The organism is Peteryoungia wuzhouensis (assembly GCF_003205195.1).
Lineage (GTDB): Bacteria > Pseudomonadota > Alphaproteobacteria > Rhizobiales > Rhizobiaceae > Allorhizobium > Allorhizobium wuzhouense.
Map to the genome: position 1 here is coordinate 90,331 of NZ_QJRY01000008.1, position 20,311 is coordinate 110,641.

The 20,311-nt window shown below is 59.0% G+C and carries 21 protein-coding genes and 1 pseudogene; 5 read left to right on the top strand and 17 right to left on the bottom strand.

Annotated features, from left to right (window positions below; all coding sequences use genetic code 11):
- Positions 1 to 44 precede the first annotated feature (44 nt).
- A complete protein-coding gene (locus DMY87_RS19845) occupies positions 45 to 554 on the bottom strand; it encodes a hypothetical protein (protein ID WP_133253046.1) in 510 nt (169 codons plus the stop codon).
- 435 nt (positions 555 to 989) lie between these two features.
- On the opposite strand from DMY87_RS19845, the gene DMY87_RS19860 reads away from it, so the two are divergent.
- The 4 genes and pseudogenes from DMY87_RS19860 to DMY87_RS19875 all read left to right on the top strand — a co-directional run bounded on the left by DMY87_RS19860 (position 990) and on the right by DMY87_RS19875 (position 3,227).
- Complete coding sequence (locus tag DMY87_RS19860; RefSeq protein ID WP_110793368.1) at positions 990 to 1,184, top strand: hypothetical protein; 195 nt, start codon at positions 990 to 992, stop codon at positions 1,182 to 1,184.
- Positions 1,185 to 1,362: 178 nt separating this feature from the next.
- A pseudogene (locus tag DMY87_RS19865) lies at positions 1,363 to 1,590 on the top strand (Rha family transcriptional regulator); the annotation flags it as partial.
- Positions 1,591 to 2,260: 670 nt separating this feature from the next.
- Complete coding sequence (locus DMY87_RS19870) at positions 2,261 to 2,608, top strand: hypothetical protein (RefSeq protein WP_110793370.1); 348 nt, start codon at positions 2,261 to 2,263, stop codon at positions 2,606 to 2,608.
- Complete coding sequence (locus tag DMY87_RS19875) at positions 2,601 to 3,227, top strand: hypothetical protein (protein ID WP_110793371.1); 627 nt, start codon at positions 2,601 to 2,603, stop codon at positions 3,225 to 3,227. The genes DMY87_RS19870 and DMY87_RS19875 overlap by 8 nt, the downstream gene beginning before the upstream one ends.
- A 264-nt stretch (positions 3,228 to 3,491) precedes the next feature.
- Here DMY87_RS19875 and DMY87_RS19880 read toward each other — a convergent pair whose 3' ends face one another.
- The 4 genes from DMY87_RS19880 to DMY87_RS19895 all read right to left on the bottom strand — a co-directional run bounded on the left by DMY87_RS19880 (position 3,492) and on the right by DMY87_RS19895 (position 6,614).
- Entirely contained in the window at positions 3,492 to 3,740 is a 249-nt protein-coding gene (locus DMY87_RS19880; protein ID WP_110793372.1) for a hypothetical protein, read from the bottom strand.
- 137 nt (positions 3,741 to 3,877) lie between these two features.
- On the bottom strand, positions 3,878 to 4,141 hold the full coding sequence (locus DMY87_RS19885) for a hypothetical protein (protein ID WP_110793580.1): 264 nt from the start codon (positions 4,139 to 4,141) through the stop codon (positions 3,878 to 3,880).
- A 181-nt stretch (positions 4,142 to 4,322) separates the two neighbouring features.
- Positions 4,323 to 5,201 carry a hypothetical protein gene (locus DMY87_RS19890; RefSeq protein WP_110793373.1) on the bottom strand — a complete coding sequence of 293 codons (879 nt, stop codon included), beginning with the start codon at positions 5,199 to 5,201 and terminating at the stop codon, positions 4,323 to 4,325.
- A 678-nt stretch (positions 5,202 to 5,879) separates the two neighbouring features.
- Complete coding sequence (locus DMY87_RS19895) at positions 5,880 to 6,614, bottom strand: TIGR02391 family protein (RefSeq protein ID WP_110793374.1); 735 nt, start codon at positions 6,612 to 6,614, stop codon at positions 5,880 to 5,882.
- Between the two features lie 194 nt (positions 6,615 to 6,808).
- Between DMY87_RS19895 and DMY87_RS19900 the strand changes: the two genes are divergently transcribed.
- Positions 6,809 to 7,381 (top strand): recombinase family protein, encoded by a 573-nt coding sequence (locus DMY87_RS19900; RefSeq protein WP_110793375.1) that lies wholly within the window; start codon positions 6,809 to 6,811, stop codon positions 7,379 to 7,381.
- A gap of 70 nt (positions 7,382 to 7,451) precedes the next feature.
- Here the strand turns inward: DMY87_RS19900 and DMY87_RS19905 are convergent, their stop codons facing one another.
- From DMY87_RS19905 to DMY87_RS19960, 12 genes are all read right to left on the bottom strand, one after another.
- Positions 7,452 to 8,243, bottom strand: coding sequence for an endonuclease (locus tag DMY87_RS19905; protein WP_110793376.1), 792 nt, complete (start codon positions 8,241 to 8,243; stop codon positions 7,452 to 7,454).
- The gene (locus tag DMY87_RS19910; RefSeq protein ID WP_110793377.1) at positions 8,236 to 9,573 is read right to left on the bottom strand and encodes a DNA cytosine methyltransferase; all 1,338 of its coding nucleotides are present in this window, start codon (positions 9,571 to 9,573) and stop codon (positions 8,236 to 8,238) included. The genes DMY87_RS19905 and DMY87_RS19910 overlap by 8 nt, the downstream gene beginning before the upstream one ends.
- A gap of 1 nt (position 9,574) precedes the next feature.
- Entirely contained in the window at positions 9,575 to 10,006 is a 432-nt protein-coding gene (locus tag DMY87_RS19915; RefSeq protein WP_110793378.1) for a very short patch repair endonuclease, read from the bottom strand.
- Positions 9,984 to 10,910 (bottom strand): hypothetical protein, encoded by a 927-nt coding sequence (locus DMY87_RS19920; protein WP_110793379.1) that lies wholly within the window; start codon positions 10,908 to 10,910, stop codon positions 9,984 to 9,986. The genes DMY87_RS19915 and DMY87_RS19920 overlap by 23 nt, the downstream gene beginning before the upstream one ends.
- Before the next feature lie 217 nt (positions 10,911 to 11,127).
- A complete protein-coding gene (locus DMY87_RS19925; protein ID WP_110793380.1) occupies positions 11,128 to 11,871 on the bottom strand; it encodes an NYN domain-containing protein in 744 nt (247 codons plus the stop codon).
- 108 nt (positions 11,872 to 11,979) lie between these two features.
- Positions 11,980 to 13,881: a CASTOR/POLLUX-related putative ion channel gene (locus DMY87_RS19930; RefSeq protein ID WP_110793581.1), complete on the bottom strand. Its 1,902-nt coding sequence runs from the start codon at positions 13,879 to 13,881 to the stop codon at positions 11,980 to 11,982.
- 239 nt (positions 13,882 to 14,120) lie between these two features.
- Complete coding sequence (locus DMY87_RS19935; RefSeq protein ID WP_110793381.1) at positions 14,121 to 15,023, bottom strand: dihydrodipicolinate synthase family protein; 903 nt, start codon at positions 15,021 to 15,023, stop codon at positions 14,121 to 14,123.
- 120 nt (positions 15,024 to 15,143) lie between these two features.
- The gene (locus tag DMY87_RS19940) at positions 15,144 to 16,286 is read right to left on the bottom strand and encodes a M24 family metallopeptidase (protein WP_110793382.1); all 1,143 of its coding nucleotides are present in this window, start codon (positions 16,284 to 16,286) and stop codon (positions 15,144 to 15,146) included.
- Between the two features lie 70 nt (positions 16,287 to 16,356).
- Positions 16,357 to 17,094, bottom strand: a complete 738-nt coding sequence (locus DMY87_RS19945; RefSeq protein ID WP_110793383.1) for a GntR family transcriptional regulator — start codon at positions 17,092 to 17,094, stop codon at positions 16,357 to 16,359.
- A 102-nt stretch (positions 17,095 to 17,196) separates the two neighbouring features.
- On the bottom strand, positions 17,197 to 18,606 hold the full coding sequence (locus tag DMY87_RS19950) for a UDP-glucose dehydrogenase family protein (RefSeq protein ID WP_110793384.1): 1,410 nt from the start codon (positions 18,604 to 18,606) through the stop codon (positions 17,197 to 17,199).
- A gap of 120 nt (positions 18,607 to 18,726) precedes the next feature.
- Positions 18,727 to 20,064 (bottom strand): MFS transporter, encoded by a 1,338-nt coding sequence (locus tag DMY87_RS19955; RefSeq protein ID WP_110793385.1) that lies wholly within the window; start codon positions 20,062 to 20,064, stop codon positions 18,727 to 18,729.
- A gap of 56 nt (positions 20,065 to 20,120) precedes the next feature.
- Positions 20,121 to 20,285 (bottom strand): DUF2256 domain-containing protein, encoded by a 165-nt coding sequence (locus tag DMY87_RS19960; protein WP_110793386.1) that lies wholly within the window; start codon positions 20,283 to 20,285, stop codon positions 20,121 to 20,123.
- Positions 20,286 to 20,311 lie beyond the last annotated feature (26 nt).

A 20,311-nucleotide genomic window follows, 5' to 3' on the forward strand; every position in this document is an offset into this window, starting at 1 on the left:
CAAAATTACCCCTGCCATAAGCAATTCAATCTGATGATCGGGAGCTATTTCTGACCCGAGCCGTCAGGCCATGGAATAAAAAACTCGGCCAGCGGTCCGGGGCGATGCCCCTTCTCTGCAAGGAATTGTTCGATGAACTTCGATTGGTCCCCTATCATCCGACCCAAGTTTTTTACGCGCGTCTCGAGTGACTCCATTTCTCGCATCTTTTCGTCGAAGTCTTCAAACGACCAGAAGGACTCCACCAGTTTGACTTCCTTCTTCGCCTTGTAGTCCCAAAATGCGACGCCCTTCTTCCCCTCGATAGGGCCGAACAGTGAGTGCGCCACGGTGTTGCGGTGAGAGTACATCTTCCGAACCTCGTGAACCGTCTCTGCCATGGTCTTGCGAAGGGGTTCTGCTTGGAATGCGACTGGTATCGCGGTCTCGATGATGCCTAGAGCAGAGCTGAAGCTTATGAAGTGTTTCAATAGGCTCTTGTGCTGCTCGGACACTCCTAGGACGTGCAGCAGAGTGCAGTGTTCACGGCTTCCTCTAGCCTGATCCAGTGCCACATGAATTCCCCGACCTTCATGAAGCCAACGGCCTCAATGCTCTTCTGATCCACCTCGTCACCCCAAAAACATTTTGCTCTACCACCTTCTTGAGCTGTAGCTCCAAACATCTTTGGAGGCCACGCACCAAGGACCCTTGCCATAAGCAATTCCCTTTTTGACCTCAGGTCAGGGACCTATCGAGTGACCCACTTCACAGTCCTTGGCCTCTTCGATCACATGAAGCCGCGATATCGGATGGATCGCATCCAAAAACCACACGGGTTGCCAACCGCATTCCATCTCAATTTCCACCGCCTCCGATCCATCCACCTTGTCAACTATCCATATGATTTTGAATTCTTTTCTGACTTGACGCATGACTCTTGGCTGCGTTATTCCATGCACGTTCTGGCCGGAACGTGACCCTTCGCAACAGCATGACTACGGACTGACATGGAAATCGCATTCAGCATCAGACGCTTCAAACTTAAAATCGAAATCCTAGGCTTCCTCGACTTCGCCTTGGAGACCAACAGTTTCGAGTTCGCCTTTGACCGTCGCCACTGGTTCGAAAACCCAGACGGCAAGTTGAGGCGCTGGGATTTCGTCAGGAAGACCAGAAGGGCCGCAGAGACGGCAGCGGTCTGAGATGTGATAGAGGAGCCCTGCTGGTCCATCTGGCGGGGCTTGCGTGTTTTTGCGCAGGGGTGATTGGCCACAGCCAAGCTCGGCGGAGGGAGTCAACAAAATGGTTGAGTGCCGCAACGCTGGCCTGACGGCAGCAGCCCCAACCTCACCGTACTCTCCACCCCCCTCCGTCCTCACCATGTCCAGCCGCGAGATCGCAGAGCTGACCGGTAAGCTTCACACCCATGTCATGAGAGACATCCGCTCCATGCTTGAGGATCTGAATGCCGACCAATCCAAATTTGGTTCGGTCTACATCGACGCCAAAGGAGAGCAGCGTCCCTGCTTCAATCTCCCCAAGCGCGAGACCATGATCCTTGTCTCCGGTTACTCGGTCGCCCTCCGCGCCCGCATCGTGGACCGCTGGATGTAGCTGGACGAGCCATCCATTGCACTCAATTTTGAGCGCATTGAGATGTTATGGGTGTGCTGGATTTTCAGCAGCCCCCCCTACGATAACCGACAGAACGGCCAAACCGATCACTACTTCGAGATGACCCGCGATGCTTTCACCGCCATGGGCTTCACCGGCACGAACGGAATTCCCCCTGCCATAAGGAATAATCCGCAGCCGGGGCGTCACTCGTCGCCGTCCTGGTCTCCATCGGTTACCCACCACCTATGGTGAAAGAAGCGCAGCCACTCCGGCCATCCGTCCCCGACATCCGGGAGATGGGCTCTTCATGCCATGTTCCTGACAGCCTAGCCCTCGGTCGGCCCTCATCGCTCCAGTTTGCTGGCGCATGGGGGCTGCCGAGGGAGCTTTTTATGTTGCCTCAAAACTGAGGAGACATCCCCATGACAGCCCGTCAGTGACCGGCAGCGCCCCCAAGCTGCTCTCTCACGACCCGCCCTTCTCGTCCCCCTCCAGTCCCTGTCCATCGCTGCACCGCCCGCGCCTTCCGTGTTCGTGAAGGTCCGTGGTGGTCGCTGGCGTGTGCGCGTGTGTCCCCTTCACAGGCCCCGGCAGCGGACGGGAGGGGCGGGTTCTGAGAGCGCAGGACGCTCTGCAACGCAACCAATCATGAGACCTTCACATGCATAACCCAATCGAAACCAAACGTCCCATCCGCTTCTCCAAAGACGGCCTGAAGGTCTTCGTCACCCTCAACTGCGGTTCCTCGGTCACCATCGACCGGGATGATTTCGACCGCCTCGTGGCCGAAGGCCTGTCGCTGAACTGGTTCCTGAGCGGCAACGGCAACGGGCGGAACTACGTCTCCGTGCGCCACCCGCGCTTTGGAAATACCGTCCCTGTTGCTCGACATATCATGAGGGCAGGAAGAGGACAGGTCGTCCAGTATCGCAGCGGTGATCGCCTCGACCTTCGCAAAGCCAACCTGACTCGCTCCGAGGGCGCGGCCAAGAGGTCGCTCCGTGGCTGACTTCGCAGCGTGGATCGCTGCCCAGAGAGAAGCCGCGATTGCCCGTGGAGGGAAGCCTTTGACCTTCGTCCCCAGCGATGATGGTCGTGGCTTCCCCTACGCAGCCAGACGCAAGCGCGGTGAGATTATCAACCCCCTCACGGGGGAGATCGTCACAGGATGCCTGACCATCTCGAAACTCTCCGACCAACTCGGTCTGTCGTCCCAGAAGGTGACCGATGCCCTGGAGAAGATCGGAGCCGTGGTCCGTGTCCTGACGACGAAGGAAGTCCCGATGATCTGCGCACCGGAGGTGACCAAGCCCCGGTATGAGCGCGTTCCTCAGGTGACCCGTGAGGGGGTGGAAGATGGTCTTGTCATCCCCATCACCTTCGACCACGGAGGCAGGAAGAACCAATGCGTCCTCATCACGCCGGAAGGACAGGCTGCTGCCCGCGCTGCCCTGACGGAGCAGATGAAGACCAAGGGTCCGAGGCCCAGGAAGGTGGAGACGAAGACACAGGTCATCCGTGAACTTCTGGCTGCTGGCCAGACCCAAGCTTCTGTCGTGAGGCAGACGGGGTGGCCGAAGCAGACAGTCTCACGGCTGGTGAAGGCGATCGAGCAGAGGGCGGGATGAGTGTCCCATTTTCTCGTCCATACCCATAGTTATAGATAGCAAACGAGAACTATAGCGCTGCAGAAGGTGGGCTTCGAGGAGGGCAATGAGGATCGACCATCCATGTTCATTCCCTCCTCAGTCCATCGTCACGTCCAATCTCTGGGTTCTCTGGTCTTACGACCATCGAACATTCCGACCAGAGAGTGAGGCGTGACAATCGCCCGAAAAGTCGGCCCATTGGTCTTCGTCATCATCGCTGGAGACCACGAGGGCATTCTTTGTTCACTCCTCGCTGTCGAGCCTCTTCTTCTGCTTCCAGCGAAGATAGCCCCACTCGATCAAGATCCCCGCAGTCCCCATCAAGTAGGTTGGCCCCCAGTTCGTGTCTCCATCGAAGCCTGGGCGAATGATATTCATCGCTTCCAAGAGCCATGAGACCGGGAGCGAGCCCAGAGTCATGATTGCAGTGAGTCCTGCAATCGGCAACCCAAACGGTCCCTTATCGAAATCGACCTTCCTGTTATTCTCCATGCGGTACTCCCTAATCTGCATTGCAGAGAAAACTTAGCGAGGCCCTGGAGTCGGCGTCTAGAGGGTCAGAATGTTTGTTGCAAAAATCTGAGACCCCAAGATCAGATGAATAGATGCGCCAGTCCCCCCGGTGGGGGTCACAATAGAAGGCCGATCACCGCAACGACCACTGAGACGGCAACAGCCAGAGCAGAGTACATCGTCCAGCTTGCAGTTCGAACGGTGGCAGTCGCTGCAAGCTGCTGAGAATTGGCTGCCTCGATCTGAGCTTCTGCTACTCTCTTTTCCAACAGGTAGGCTCTCCGGCGAATTTCCAATTCACGTTCATACGAGCGTTGCGATCCGGGTTGTTCACCACCAGTCTCAAAGAGCTGCTCGTCAGTTAAGTCCTGCCACTTCATCCTGTCGTCCAATGTCTTCGACCTCAGATAGATCAGACCATGGCGCTCTCGGGGGAGCAAGCCACACCGCCTCAATCGACCGAGAGCTGCGACCGGAGACCTCTATCAAACCGGGGCTGCCTGGGCTTAGTGGGCTGCCCGAGGGCGTACACAAGGGTTGGGTGTGGAGGCAGGATTTACGTCATGAAAGCCCAAGAAGGGGCCGGAGAGACAGAAGCGGATCGACCAGATCCCAGAAAAGTTTACCCGAGATGAGAGCCACCAGTCCCCACCATACCTTCCGGTGGAGCGCCGGTCGTGTGCCCTGTTCCTTTAACTCAACTAACGGGAAGGCCCATTTTGTGTAGCTGAACAAAAACCGGTAGACCCACACTGCTCCTAGCGCAACGTAAGTATATGCACCAGCAGCCACGATGAAGTGCATATCCGTTGTGAGCCGCTTGATTTCGCTGCTCAGAAGCCAGCAGCAGTAGAAGGCAAAGGGAAAGCCCAGAAGCATCAAAAATAGATCGTAGATAAATGGCCCGTGTATGAATGTACGGACGGGGCGGATACGCAGTATCTGGCTTCGCACAGCTTTTTCTATTCCTGCTTCCCAGCTTCCTCTGAACCCATTGATTGTCAGACGCGAGTAATTCTCCGTAGGGCTAGAGACCAGCCTGTCCGGGTCGAAAAGTGGCGGAAAACGGAAGTCCAGAAATAACTCGAACCTTTCATCAGGCTCTGTATTCAAGTTTTGCTTGAAGGGCTGAATATTGGAGACATAGAAGGTGGACAGAAGCGGCGTTTCGTCAGCGCGGTCCAACAGAGCGGGGTCGTCACCCTGTATTGAAGTGCCGTCATCGTAAGTCGCAATTGCAGCGATCTTGAAGACCCTGGTGCGCATCTCGTTTTTGAAGTTAGCGAACTGCTCATCCGTTTGATCGGGGGCCTTAGACAATTGTGCGAGTTCAATTTCTCCATGCTCGCGAACAATTTGTGCAAGCGTCACCATCATTTTCTGCAAGCCTTGCCGCGAGTAGATCGCAGATGGAAGCGGAACAGATTTTACAGTGAGCATCTTTATTCCTTACTGGGTCGGACTGCTTTGTTGAGTGTGGCTGGACGATAGCTGGTAGCGACAAGACATCTCACAATATGCGTTCTGCGCAAAGCTTCAGCCACCGCAAGTAGATGGTTAGCAACAAGTGAGACAGCATCGCGCAAAAACTTTGACGCGGCTCTGTATCCTTCCCCTAAGCACCGCTTTGCGCCACATCGAGCAGTGGCGGCAACCACTCGACTTAAACCAGAGCATATGCGGTGGCCTCAAAGGGCCGACCATGTCGCGATATCGGGGCGCGTTAGTCTCCAAAGAACTGAAGGGCAGTAAGGTCTATATCTTTTCTGACAAATGTAAGCTGTGCCGTCGCTATGATGGGACCGCGATTGTAGCGAAAGTCGAGGCTGGGGTGCCTCTTGCAGACCTTCTTACCCGCCTCGCCGGTGGCCTTGGCTGCGACCTGAACCTCGCGCTGACCCTCAAAGACACACGTGCGCGCATCGCGAGGAACCTAAAGCGTCGTTTCAGGGCCAGCGAAGGGAAGTCCCGAATGTTTGGTAGGTGCTATATGTTCGAGGGGATGTCTCTAATCAGAGACGAGCGATATCCCCGGGTCCTGCACCACTCGTTACCTTACTGGCCGAGGGCGCTTAGGCTGAGTTCGAGGACCAAGCGAAGGCATGGCCAGAACGCTGCTTATCCGCCCTTGCGGGCGTCGATAATGCGTAGGATGTGGCTAGCCAAAATGATCATCTCAATGGCTTCCACAGGGTCGGTCATCTCAACGTGTCGATGTGAATGTGGGTTCTTATAGACGCCCATTGCACCGCTAACGAGATTTGCCAACGCCTCACGCTCTTGATCTGGAAGTGACTGGTCCCGTAGTGGGCCGTTATCTTTGTGAAATGCCGCCCGCATAAGCCTCAAGCCATGCTCTTCTGCAGGAAAGCCACCAGCCTCTCTTGTGAAAATCTCGACCTCGCGCATGGACTGAAACACTGCTGCTGAATACTGTCCGCGCAGGAACAGTGGCCAGACGGCGTCTACGATACGAGGATGTATCAGGTGTCGGGGAAATTGTAGCTGAGCGCGAAATTCGTTCACGTCGGGATCCTGCGCCACGCGCAGCCCACGCCTGGAAAGCCGCTCCCAACCATTCTGGCCGTTAGTGCCAGGAACGGGCACCACAAGCCCGGTCGACTGAAGAAAGACCCAAGCTTCCATGAATGCCAACTGAACATCATCCTGATGCGTCAACGGGTAGCCCCCAGGCTCGCGGGTACAGAGCTCTCCAACTAAGTTACCTTTGTTGAAGTGCGGCTGATTGGATGAGCGTAGCAGAAGTGCCTTCAGAACAGGCCGCGCCAGTTCTTCGGGCTCCAGAATAAGGAACTCATCAACAGATGGTACGAGTTGGTGTAGTTCGCGCATCGCCGTCCTCTAACTGCGACAGCCAACTTAGTGCCCCCTCTTTCACGGCACAAGGCCACAGTCCCACAAGGCCTAGGTTGTGTGGCACCTCGCCACCCATGGCAGAAACAGTCTCACAAGAGTGGGCATTTACTTTTGACACTAAAAGTCTCACAACATCAATAACTTCATTGACACTCATGGAGCTGAGACAAATGACTTCGACACTCGTCGGCTACGCCCGCACCTCTACGCTCGAACAGATTGCAGGACTGGAAAGCCAAGTCCGCGATCTGACTGCGGCGGGATGCACCAAGATCTTTCAGGAACAGGTATCGTCGGTGGATACAAAGCGCCCGGAACTGGAGCGCGTCTTAGACTATGTCCGCGAAGGAGACACGCTGGTCGTCACCAAGCTCGACCGTCTGGCACGGTCCATGGCCAACCTGATGGAGATCATGGGCAAGCTGAGATCAAAGGGCGTGGAGTTGAAGATCTTGGCTCTGAACCTCGACACATCGACCCCAACTGGCAAGCTGATGCTGAACATGCTGGGGTCTATCGCGGAGTTCGAACGTGAACTGATGCTGGAACGTCAGCGAGAAGGGATCGCCAAAGCCAAGGCAGACGGCAAATATCGTGGCAGAGCCCCGACCGCTCGCAACAAAGCTGACAAAGTTCGCGAGATGCGCTCTCAGGGCAAGACCGTCGAAGCAATCATTGAGGAGCTGGGAGTGAGTCGTTCCAGTGTCTTCAGAGCGCTGAAGGAAGGAAAGACAGCGGCTTAGTCTTTCTGGGGGAGATAATGTCTTTTGGTCGCCCAGCCCCGCCCTCGCGAGATCGCGCACGGATGACAGCTTAGCGATAATTGCGGATGGCTGCGGGGTCCAAGTCGGCAGCGGGAACGAGCTTGTAATGCCGCTCCTCAACGACCTTCACGGCATTATCTTCCACCGTAAGTTCGAACAAGGCGACCTTCTCGCTTCCCACGAACTGCGCCGAGATCGCCCGTGCTCTCATGTCTGGGAAGGCCTGAGCGCACCATGCCAGATCCTGTTTTGTCTGCACCACCGAGATCTGGTCGGTTCCGCCCTTGGCTTGCACAGGTATTGCATAGTGGCAGCCGTAACGGTCCATTCCGACGTACAGTTCATCGATCTCGATCTGCCCGACACCCTTCACCGTGGTCCGAAGATGGTTCTGGAGAGAGTACGTGGTGAGCCCCAAGAAAATGTCGATCAGTCTGTTGTATCGCACAATTGCCAACAGAGCCTGTTCGTCATCGAGGGCGTAGGCGCGGATCATTTCAGGCGTACCGTCAGGGACACCGATGGTGACGAGATCGGTTCGAGGCACGATCCGGTTCAAAGGAACCAAGACGAAGCGATATCTCGCCCTTCCAGCCCCCTCGATAATCCACTCCATGCCCTTGGGCTGCGTGTCCAAGATTGCCTGGGGAAACCCCGTTCGATACCGAAGCGAGTAGATTACGTCGCCAAGGTTCTTCGGCAGAGCGACCCCGAGGACCGCAGCAGTGCTTTCGAGGTCCGAACGCTCAAACTCGAAGCTATCGACGCCGCGAGCATGGCGGTCTTTAAAGATCCGCTGGATGATGTCTTGATAGACATTCCCACGGGAGGGACTAGGCATCCGTGGACGCTCCAAGCGCAGCAAGACGTGCAGCTTCGGTCTCGTGCTGCTTCCGCTTTTTGATGTTGCTGTTTCTGTCCCGCTTGGTCTTCGGAGCAGCGACACCTAGCAGGTTCGCAGCCTCGCTGACCGTGGTGTAGAGAAGCGCCTCGTCCCCAAGCTTCACGACTTCTGTCGGTCTGGTCGGCTCAATACCAAGTGCAGCTATGATCCGCGACGCAACAGCTCTTGCCAGCGGCGGCGGCACAGAGTTTCCGATCTGCCTAGCACCATGCCACTTGGTGGAGTGCAAGCGGAACCAATCCGGGAAGCCGTGCAACCGTGCCATCTCGCGGACGGTCACGCAGCGAGGATGCTTGTAGTGAATTGGACGTGGACTGGTGAACGCGCCGCGAGCGCCATCAGTGCCCGCACGAAGGGTGTTAGACACGCCCTGAGCATCGAGCTTGTAGAACCTGCTGATCGGCTCATTCTGTCCTGAGGGAGTCTCAGCGAAACGCCGCTTAGAGATTTCCGTGTGGTCGGTGCGCCACGATGAGGTCAGGACTGAGGGGTCCCATTCTCTGCGATAACCATAGTGCCACGCATCGTTGGTCAGGCCGCGCATCTCGGCAGCGTAGAGGCTCGGCGATCCAAACTTGACGCCGGGAACCTTGTCAGTGTCGGCAAGCGCCGCGAAAAGATCAGCATCGGGAAGATCGCCAATAGCGTCAGACACAGTGGGGCCGGGAGGAAGATCCGACGTCCGAGCCTTCGCACCTCTAGTCGTCGGCTCTGGGAAGCTCGGAAGCTTCAGCCCCTTCTTGCAACCCATGAGGATCAGGCGCTCGCGGAGCTGCGGCACACCGAATTCACTCGCATTGAAGACCTTCCACGGAAGACGAACCTCGTAACCGGCATCGTGAAACGCCTCGACGATCTCCTCTAGGAACTTCTTCTGCCGTCCGACCGTCAGGCCCTTCACATTCTCAAATACGAAGTACTTTGCGTCGAGTTCGGTGACCAATCGGACGAAGTCATAGACCAGACGGTTTCGCGGGTCGTCGAGGGACCGTTGTCCGATCATCGAGAAACCCTGGCAAGGAGGACCGCCGAACACAACATCGACCTGGGCATCCGCAGGAAGACCGGCAGCCCGCCGGATGTCTGCACCGCTCAGAGCGGAAACGCTTCGAGGAAGGACGGCACAATCAGGGAAATTGAATTTGTGAACCGCGCAGTGGACCGGATCGATTTCCACGGCTGCCAGCACGTCGAAACCAGCTTGCTCGAAGCCCAAGCTCAGCCCGCCCGCTCCTGCAAACAAATCGATACCGACCGGTCTCGTCATTTCAATCTGCACTCCCTTGGCGGCCCGGAGGGCCTAAGAACCGTTCTATGCTGTCGATGGCCTCATCGAGTCGGGCGACTTCGCATTGCCAAAGCACCAGCGACTCCCAGCCCGCCTTCTTTAACTCGTTTACGTTCCGTTCGTCTCTAGTTTTGTTGGCCTCGATCTTCGGTTTCCAGTATTCCAGTCGTGACTTTGGCAGTGCGCCCTTGCTGCATTCGTGGCCATGCCAGAAGCACCCATGCACGAAGATGACCTTCTTACGCGACGGAAAGACCAGATCTGGCCGCCCCGGCAATGTGCGCCCGTGCAGCCGGAAGCGATACCCGAGCGAGTGCAGCTTTTTGCGAACCGCGATCTCTGGCCCCGTATCCTTCTGTTTCACCGACTGCATGATGCGGCGGCGTTGGTCAGCGCTTCTTGTGTCTACCATTCAAGGGTCCTGAGATCCCCGCGACCGGTGGCTCTAGCCTGTAGGCAACGGCGTTTATTATCTGCAGAGGTAGTTCGTGCTCCAGCTTCTCGCGACCAGCCTTCACAGCGTCTAGGGTAGCGATCCCCTCCATCTCGAAAATCGCAATTACCTTCGATGCGTCGATAAGAACGGTCTTCGCTGCAACTGGTACAATGAAGTCGATATCCCGCAGCCCAGCTTCTTTCTGGCTCCTCTTCGCCATGGCAGCGACCTGAGATCTTATCTGATCGGGTAAGATAGGTTCGTCCCGCTTGGCTTCAAATGTCACCAGCGCTTTGTGAAGCACCTCTCCTGCACGAAAGGTCATGAGAAAAAGTGCGTCTATCTCGGGTGCCCCTTTCAGCGAGTTTTGAAGGTGGTAGAAGTCGACCACATCCAGCGGTGAGTACAAGGCAAAATGAGTTTGCAGAACTCGCTGCTGAACGCAGACCTGTATGAGCCACGCTTCGTCCGCCCGTCCCATCACTCGCGCGACAGAAGGCAGTGAGACGGTTTCAACTTTGTGAACCACCGGCTCGTCTGGCAGAGTGAAATCGTCTGGGAATGGGAGCACCTGGCCCGAGGGATAGGGTACAAAATCGAAAACACGCCCCTCACTATAAGATTGACGTGCCGTGTAGCCCACTTCAGCTATCGCCGCTGGCCATTGAGCATTTCGGTTGGGGCTTCGAAGAAAATCCTTCAGAAAGTTTGCAGGATTTCCGGTAGACAGTGTGATGCCTTGGTCCTGCTGAAGATCGATGATCGCGTCTTGGATTTCACTGTTTGTGACAGTCTGTGGCGTAAACGTTCCAGTATCCCAGTCATACCTACGATTAAACAGGTACTCAAAAACTACAGGCTTCTCACTGTCACGCGCCATCCAAATGCCCCTCGACTCATCCGAGTTAATTGTGACCAACTTCAACTCAGAGGAAAGCGTTTTCGGAAGCTGAGGGCGTCCAAGTTCGACCGCTTGACCGACGGCCACGCCACTGGTACACAAACTTTTGCAACGGCGCAAAAAACATCAATAAATTCAGCAGGTAGCGCGATCCATTGGAGATTTCGAGTCTCTCATCGCCCACCATTTTTCTCCCTCAGCTGTCAGTTTTGTTTTTCGGCTTGAGTTTTCGTGTTCTGACGCGGATGCCTTTGCCCTCTACCGCCTCCACCTCGAATGCGCCGGTCTTTTTCACCAGATCGCTCAGTTTGGACGAACCGTAGGTGCGGGAATCGAAGTCCGATTTCAGATTGGATAGCTGCGCGCCTAGGGTAGACAGTGCTACCCAGCCGTCATCGCCGTCTATGTCAGCCAGAACCCGCTTTATGATGGGAATGGCCGCGCTGGGAGGACTTCCCGGGAGAACCGGCTTTGGGCTGACATCGGCAGAGGGCTCGGAAGGAAGAAGTTCGGTATAGATGAACCGGCTGCAGGCCTGACGGAAACTCTCGGGCGTCTTCTGTTCCCCGAATCCGTAGACATCGGCACCTTGCTCGCGAATCCGCGAAGCAAGCCTGGTGAAGTCGCTATCGGAGGAAACGAGGCAGAAACCGTCGAATCGGTTGCTCTGCAGAAGGTCCATGGCGTCGATCACAAGCGTGATGTCGGACGCATTTTTCCCGGCCGTATAGGCAAATTGCTGTTGTGGGACAATCGCGTATCGGGTGAGCGTGTCGGTCCAGCCCTTGAGGCCAGGGGCGGAGAAGTCCCCATAGATTCGGCGCACGCTCGCCTCACCAAGGCGGGCAATCTCCGCAAAGAGACTGCCCGCAATCTTGCTGGACGTATTCTCGGCATCGATCAGGACGGCCAGCCGGTCGGTTTTATCTTTGGATGCCATATCCGCCTCCCCTCAAGGAGGGCCGGACAATCCAGCGCCTCGTCGACTGGTTGCATCACAACCAATCGACACGCGTTTTGCAAGGGCATGGAGGAGGTCTGCCTCCCCTCAATCCTGCGCCAGCACAATCACCATGTCCTCAGGCGTATAGGCGATCAGCTCCGAGCGGCTCGGGTTGACGGTCACACCTCCGAGATTGCGCTCATCTGCATCCCCTGCCCGCTGGCGGCGGTGGCCGATGGCGATTTCGCCGCGGCGGAGCGCTGCGAGGGCGACCGTGAAGAAGTTCACCGGCTGGCCGATATCGACGTAATCGCTCATCGGACGCATGTAGATCTCCGAGCCCTCGACATCGAGCAATTCATCGAAGATCGCCGCCATGAACTCGTTTTCGGAAGCCTGGGCCAGCATCAAGCTGACCAGCTTGTTGCTGACGACGAAATCGTCGGCCCGCGTGACCTCGGCGAGCTCGCGGTTGCGCACATCGGTCATCTCGCTCACAACGTTGATGTGGAGGCCGGCGCTCTCGGCGATCTTGCGCAGGTGCAGCAGGGTGATCAGGGTGCGCGTGTCGGCCGATTGCATGGCCATGTGGTCACTGTAGCCCAGCACCAGCACGTGGTCGTAGGAGGGGATGTCCAGCGCTTCGAGTGCCGCCTTGCTGCTGGTGTCGATGACGTGATGCTGGACCGTCATATTGCCATTGGGCAGCGCCAGGCCGGCGATATCGGCTTCGAATTCCGGCGTACTGGCCGCGATCGTCAGCACGGAACCGGGGGCGACGTATCGGCCAAGCTCGGTGGCGATGACGGGACCACGACGGTTCCAGCCGAGGATCAGCGTGCGCTCGGGCTGGATTTCGCGGCGGATCGGCGGGCGCACCGCGCTCTGCGCGATCTGCGGGGCGCCGGACCATACCTGGATCGAGGCGTCATCCTCCGCAATGATCACCAGGCGCTCGCCGGGGCCGATGAGGCGATTCGGCGACGGATTGAGGTGGATGTGGCCCTCCACGTCACAGACACCGATGAGCGTGCTGTTTTCATAGGACATAACGGCCGTGCCGAAGGGCTTGCCCTCGAGCTGCGGCTGGGCAAGCGTGTAGATCTCGCAGCCGTCGAAATCGAGCAGTTCGGTATAAACGGCCGAAAGGCCCGACTGACGGCTGGTGTGGACGACGATTCGCGAGATCAGGTCGTCGGCGAGCACGAGCTGCATTTCCTTGCCGCCGACGATGCGGGCGACTTCGGTGTTCTGCGCTTCGCGGATTTCCGCCGCAATCATGTAGGGCTCCGGCCGGCGGCCGGGATCGTTGACCAGCGCCAGCACCGACTTGATCACCTGCGAGTCGGGATCCTCGTCTTCGGGCGACAGAACGATGATCGAGCGGGAGGTGTGCGGGTTGACGATGGAGAGATCGTAGAGATCGGTCGGATCGCCGCTGCGGCAGATGATCTTGGTGTTCTTGAGATCCCCCACCTTGGTGGCGATCTCGTCTTCCATCTCCACCTTGTCCTTGTTCGCCATGATGACGATCCGCGGACGCCTGCGGCTCTGATTGGCGATGACAAGTTCCGAGATGACGTCGAAGATCGACGACGACCAGTTGAGGATGATGGTGTGGTCGCTTTCGAGCACGCGTGAGCGGCCTTTGCGCAATTCGTCGAGCTTGTTTTCGAGGCCCGAGCTGATGACACCGATCAAGGCGGAGAAGACGAAGATACCGGCAAGCGTGACCACGAGGGCAACGAGGCGGAAGCCCCAGCCCTGGTCGCCGCCCATCGTGCCGGCATCGAAGGTCCGCATCAGCGATTCCCAGGTGCCTTCGATGAAGCTCACCGGCTCGCCGCCTTCAGGCGCAATGCCGGTCACCGCGAGGAAAGCGCCGGCCAGGCTGATCACCACCAGGGAAATCAGGGCCAGCCAGCCGATCAGGGCGATCGCACCGCCCGCCATGCTCTTGTCGAACTCGTAGCGCAGCCGCGCCCGCCAGGTGTTTTTAGTCGTCATGAATGTGCCTTCGAAGGAACGATAGAAGAATGGGGAACATTGGTCCTGCAATGGCAAGGCTTCCGTTAACATTCAACGGAAATGCAAGCGGCCGATTCGGGTTGCCCCTATAAAAGTCGCAGAGACGCAGGCTGCGGCTCAATGCGCGCCCCTTGCCCGCCCCCTCCCCTTGGTTCGGAAGACGAAAAAAGCCCGCGACCGAGAGGACGCGGGCCAAATTTCAGACTTTGTCGCAGAGCTTACTTGCCGCCGATCGGACGGGTCGCTGCGGCCTTTTCGACCATGGCCGTGACTTCGGCACGGCGGGCGCCTTCAAGCGGCAAACGCGGCATGCGCACGCGCTCGGAACCGCGGCCCATGATCTGCTCGGACAGCTTGATCGACTGCACGAGGTCGTGTTCGGCATCGAGATGCAGAAGCGGCATGAACCAGCGGTAGATGCGGCGGGCTTCCATCCAGTCGCCACGGTCGGCAGCGGCGACGAGCGCCACGGATTCGGCCGGGAAGGCGCTGGTGAGACCAGAGACCCAGCCCTTTGCGCCGAGCATCAGGCCTTCGAGGGCGACGTCGTCCAAGCCGGCGAAGATGTCGTAGCGATCACCAAAGGCGTTGAGAAGATCGGTGAAACGGCGCGGATCCGGCGCACTTTCCTTGACGGCCTTGATGTTCTTCACGCCATCAAGGGCTTCGAGCACTTCCGAACCGATGTTGACGCGGTAGGCCGGCGGGTTGTTGTAGAGCATGATCGGCAGACCGGTTGCTTCGGCCACCGTCTTGAAGTGGGCGACGAGTTCCTGGGGCTTGGGCACATAGACCATCGCCGGCAGGACCATCAGGCCATCGGCGCCGATCTTTTCCGCATCACGGGCGTAAGCTGCGGCGCGGCGGGTGTCGAATTCCGAAACGCCTGTCACGACCGGCACGCGGCCGTTCACGACTTCGACGGCTGCCTTCAGGATGGTGCGCTTTTCTTCCGGGTCGAGCGAGTTGTTCTCGCCGCAGGTACCCATGACGATCAGGCCGTTGACGCCGTCGTTGACGAGGGCATCGAGCACGCGCTGCGTCGCGTCGATATCGACGGACAGGTCTTCATGGAATTGAGTCGTTGCGGCGGGGAAAACGCCGTGCCAGCCGGTGGTCATGGGAAGCTCCTCTTGAGTGGGTGCATTCTCAATATACAAATTGTCGACAAGGCGCAAGGGGCGCGTTTCAGTATCGTCTGCCGGACGAGAACGCCCGCCGCTTCGACAGGCAAGACTGGATCAGGCAAACGGTTCCGCCGGTCCGCTCGCCGGCTGGGTAAACCACTGAGGCCCCTCCTGCGTCATGTGGATGTGATCCTCCAGGCGGATGCCGTAGCGATCGGGGAAAACGATCATCGGCTCGTTGGAGAAGCACATGCCGGGCTTGAGCCGGGTCTGGTTGGCGCGCACGATGTAGGGCTCCTCGTGGATCTCGAGGCCAAGGCCATGACCGGCGCGGTGCGGCAGGCCCGGCAAATGATAATCCGGCCCAAGTCCGTGGCGGGCGATTTCGGCACGGGCGGCATCGTCGAGACTGCCGCAGGTGGCGCCGAGGGCCGCTGCATCGAAGACAGCCTGCTGGGCCTGCCGCTCGATCGCCCAGTGGCGGGCGAAGTCGGGGGTCGGGTCATCGAGCACATAGGTGCGGGTGAGGTCGGAATGGTAGCCGTCGATGCGGCAGCCGGTGTCGACGAGGATCACGTCACCGGGCGTATAGTGCTGCTCGCCGTCCGCGCCATGCGGGAGCGACGTCGCGATACCGAAGGAGACGATGCAGAAGCTCGACCCGCCGGCAGCACCCAGCGCCTTGTGCTCGGCATCGATGAAACGCACGACCTCCGATGCGGCAACGCCCGGACGGATGAAGGCATGGGCGCGCCGGTGGACCTCAAGCGTCAGACCCATGGCATACTGAATCAGGGCAATTTCGGAAGGTGACTTGCACAGCCTGATGTCGCGCAGCATGCGCGTGCCGTCCACCAACCGCTCCGATCCAAGCGCGCGGGCCAGCGCGTGATAGACGAAGAGCGGCAGCGCATCGTCGAGGGCAAGCTTTCCGCCATGCGGGAGAAGCGATGCGACCAGGGCTGCACTATCCTCGTCCTCCTGCCAGACGGCAATCTCGCCTTCCAGGCGCGGCAGCGTCTCGACGCGGCTCTGCTCGAAGCCCGGGACGATATAGACAAGCCTTTCCGGCAAGACGACGGCGCCGACCAAGCGCTCGCTCTGGTGCCAGACAAGACCGGTGAAATACCGCAGGCTCTCGGTGGAGCCGAGAAGCACGGCCTCGACACGGGCCTCGGCCATCGCCTGGCGGAGCGCGGAAAGGCGCTGCAGACGTTCGGCATCGGAGATCAGCGGCGGGCGGGTTTGGGTCGTCATGATGTGTCCTTAGAAATGCATTCGATACTCCGACCATGGGGCCGGCAGATGGTTATGGATGGCGGACCGGTCAGAGACCGGTGATGGCGGTTGCCTTGGCGAAATCGCGGGCAACATAGTCCTGGATCTGCCGGACAATCTGTTCGCCATGGGCGATTGCCAGCCGATCGGCCTCCTCGGCGTCGCCGGCACGGATGGCCGCGATCATCGCCTCGTGCTCCTCGACATACCGTTTGGGAAGACGGTCATCGAAGGTCGAGTAGTAAAGCCTGAGGATACGCCGCCCTTCGTCCAGCAGGCGGGCGAAGAAGGTCGTGTAGTAGGAGTTGCCTGCCCGCTCGGCGATGGCGACGTGGAATTCGCGGTTCGCCTCGATCATGGCAAAGGCGTCCTGGACCTCGACGGCGGCGGCGAATTCCCGCTGACGCTCGCTGATCACCTGCATCCAGGCGTCGCCCTGCCTTAAGGCAGCGCCGCGCGTGGTGACGCGGTACATCAGGCAGAGCGCTTCGAAATAGGTCGGCAGGCTGGAAAAATCGATGGTGGCGACGATGGTGTTGCGATTGGGCAGCGTGGTCACGAGGCCGTCCGCGGTCAGGCGCAGCAGGGCCTCACGGATCGGCGTGCGCGACATGCCGAATCGTTCGGAGAGCCGGGTTTCATCGAGCGGGCTGCCGGGCGCACGTTCCATCGACAGGATCTCGTGGCGCAGCGCCTGATAGACGCTTTCCGTGCCGGAACCGCGTGTGCGCGGCCCATCGCCCCTGGCGTTCTCGGTGTCTGCTAAGTCCGCCTCGTTCATTCCCATCCGTCAATCCATGCACCGTCTCAATAGGGAGAAAGCACAGCGATGAACGGCAGCGAAAGTCAAGCGTCACGATGGAAGACTGTCCGCGTTCAGCCGAAAGCCTCAGGCCAGGTGGCCCGTCGGCGCATCGTCGCTCCACAGGAGAGGATTCCACGCAAGTTCCGGCGGGACCGCATGAAACAGCGTGCGGGCCGGATCGGCAGAGCGCGGACGCTTCCCCATCGGCACGAGCGAGAAGCCGTGGCGGGTCATCTCATCTTCGTCAAAGACATTGCGCAGATCTATGACGATAGGAGACTTCATCACCTGCTTCAGGCGGGCGAGATCAAGCGACTTGAACTGGTCCCATTCAGTCACAAGCACAATCGCCTCGGCCCCTTCTGCGACTTCGTAGGCATTGCGCCGATACTTGACAGCGCCCAGGACCGCTCTTGCAGCCTCCATGCCGGCGGGATCGTAGACATGCACGTCCGCACCGCCGTCAAGCAGGGTGCGGACAATGGCGATCGAGGGAGCCTCCCGCATGTCGTCCGTGTTGGGCTTGAAGGTCAGGCCGAGAACGCCGATGCGCTTGCCGCGCACGCTGCCGTCACAGGCAGCAATGACCCGTCGCCCCATGGCGCGTTTGCGGTTTTCGTTGATCGCGACCGTGGTTTCGATCAGCTTCAGCGGCCGATCGTAATCCTGCGCGGTCTTGACCAGGGCGAGCGTATCCTTGGGGAAACAGGATCCCCCGAATCCGGGACCGGCCTGCAGGAACTTGTCGCCAATGCGGCGGTCCATTCCCATGCCCTTGGCAACCTTCTGCACGTCGGCGCCGAGCTCTTCGCAGAGGTCGGCCATCTCGTTGATGAAGGTGATCTTCATCGCAAGAAAGGCGTTGGAGGCATATTTGATCAGCTCAGCGGTCCGGCGCTCGCAGAAATAAAGCGGCGTCTCCTTGAGGTTCAACGCCTCGTAGACGTTGCGCATGACGTCGGTGGACCGCTCGTCGTCCGATCCCACCACAATGCGATCCGGACGTCTGAAATCGGAAATGGCCGCCCCTTCCCGGAGGAATTCCGGATTGGAGACGACGGCAATGTCCTTTTGCGGGAATTCTTCCCTGAAAATGCGCTCCAGCTCGTCTCCCGTGCCGACAGGAACGGTCGACTTGGTCACGACAACGGTGAAACCGGTGGCAGCGGCCGCAATCTCGCGCGCGGCGGCATAGACATGGCTGAGGTCGGCGTGACCGTCGACCAGTCGGGACGGTGTCCCCACGGCGATGAAGACGGCATCGGCTGCGGCCACGGGCCTCACCAGATCGCCCGAAAAGCGCAGGCGACCGGCGGCGCAGTTGTCAGCGATGATCATTTCCAGGCCTGGTTCATAGATCGGAACATTGCCGGCCTGCAGGGCTTCAATCTTGTCGCGGCTCTTGTCGACACAGACGACGTCGTGACCCAGTGCCGCCAAACAGGCACCGGATACAAGTCCAACATATCCCGAACCGATCATCACAATGCGCATCCGTGACCCTTCCAGCAGAGAATCGACCTACGACCCAACGCCGTCACATTTGCCGAAATACGCGACGTCCCGATGACAAACAGCCACCCGGACCGCGTTGGAAGGAAATCTGGTGATGAATTAAGGCTTGTCCGCTGACGCTCTCATGCTCTTGCGCAACTGTGTGTGTGCGGCTTCATCGAGAGAGAAGTTCCACATGATCGCAATGGCCGCGAGTTTGGGCAGGATGGGCAGGAACGCGTAGAGGGCGCCGAGGGTCGAGAGCGCTGTCGGCGTCTGCGTTGCCGCTTGATCTCCGATAAAGCCGGCAAGACCCAGCAGCGGGAAGACCACGCCGGCCGAAAGCGCCACGGAAAATTTGGTGATGAAGCTCCAGGCGGCAAAATAGAGACCGGAGCGCTGCTCACCCGACGCGAAGGTATCGTTGTCGATGACATCCGCCTGGATCGCCGGCGGCAGAGTGAGATCGAAGCCGAGCAGCAGGCCGGTGGTGACACAGACCACCGCAAAGGGGATCACGTCCCCCTCCCCCAGGAAACCGGCGACCGAGAAAATGGCACAGGCGGCGAGCATGGCCAGGCACCAGGCGCGATGTTTGCCGAGCCGCCTGGCAATGGCAACAGACAGAGGCACCCCGGCGATGGCGCACAGAAAATAGGTAAATAGCAAAGGGCCTTGCAGTTCTGGCGCACCCAATCGCTGGCCAACGAAATAGATGAAGAGCGAGGCCGGCACCGCATTGGCAAAGCTGTTCAGCAGGAAGGCCGAAGCGAGGCGTAAAAAAGGGCCGTTGCGACGCAGGTGCATGGCACCTTCCTTCAGCGACAGCCGGCGCGTCGACAGGTCAGTGGGTTCCGGCACCGTGGTGACGGAGATGGCGGCCGCCAGCGGCAGCGCAATCGCGATGAAAACCGCCAGCCAGGCGAGGCCATGGAATCCGGTGGCGCTGTCGAGGCCGCCAAGGAAGGGCAGCGTGATTGCGAGCAGAGAGCCGACCAACGTCGCGCTTTCACGCCAGCCGGAAAGCCGCACCCGCGCCTGGTAACCGGTCGCGAGTTCCGCCCCCCAGGCCGTGTAAGGAAGCAGCGACCAGGTGGCGCCGATCGAGAGAGCCACGCCCCAGAGGCCGAGATAGACGATGCCAGCGTCGGCGGGCGGCCAGAACAGCATGAAGGCGGAGAGTGCGGTCAGTGGCGTCGAGATCGCGAAGAAGAACCGGCGCCTTCCGAAGCGCGAGCGCACCCGGTCGGAGAGCCAGCCGAAGATCGGGTCGGTCACAGCATCAATCATCCGGATCGCCAGCAGCAGCGCGCCGATTGCGGCAAGCGAAATGCCAAAGTTGTCCGCGTAGAAGGTTGGCACGACGATATAGAAAGGCAGCGCGATGGCCGCCAGTGGCAAAGCTGGCAGGGCGTAGAGCGCGAGGCGGCCATTGGCCGGTTCGTCATGATTTGTCATGCATGGTTCCGTTCGTCTCTGCGGTTCGGCGCCGGCCTCAAGGGCAAGCACCGTGGTCAGGAGGCGGCATTCGTCGAAGGTTTTCCACTCCGACGGCAGCGGTCGGAGCAATAGACCACCCGATCCCAATCCCGTTCCCACTTCCGGCGCCAGGCAAAGGGCCGATTGCAGACGGGGCAGGTCTTGGTGGGCAGGTCACCCTTGCGGATCATCTTCGGCATCGAGGCTTCGTCCGGTTTCTCCTCTC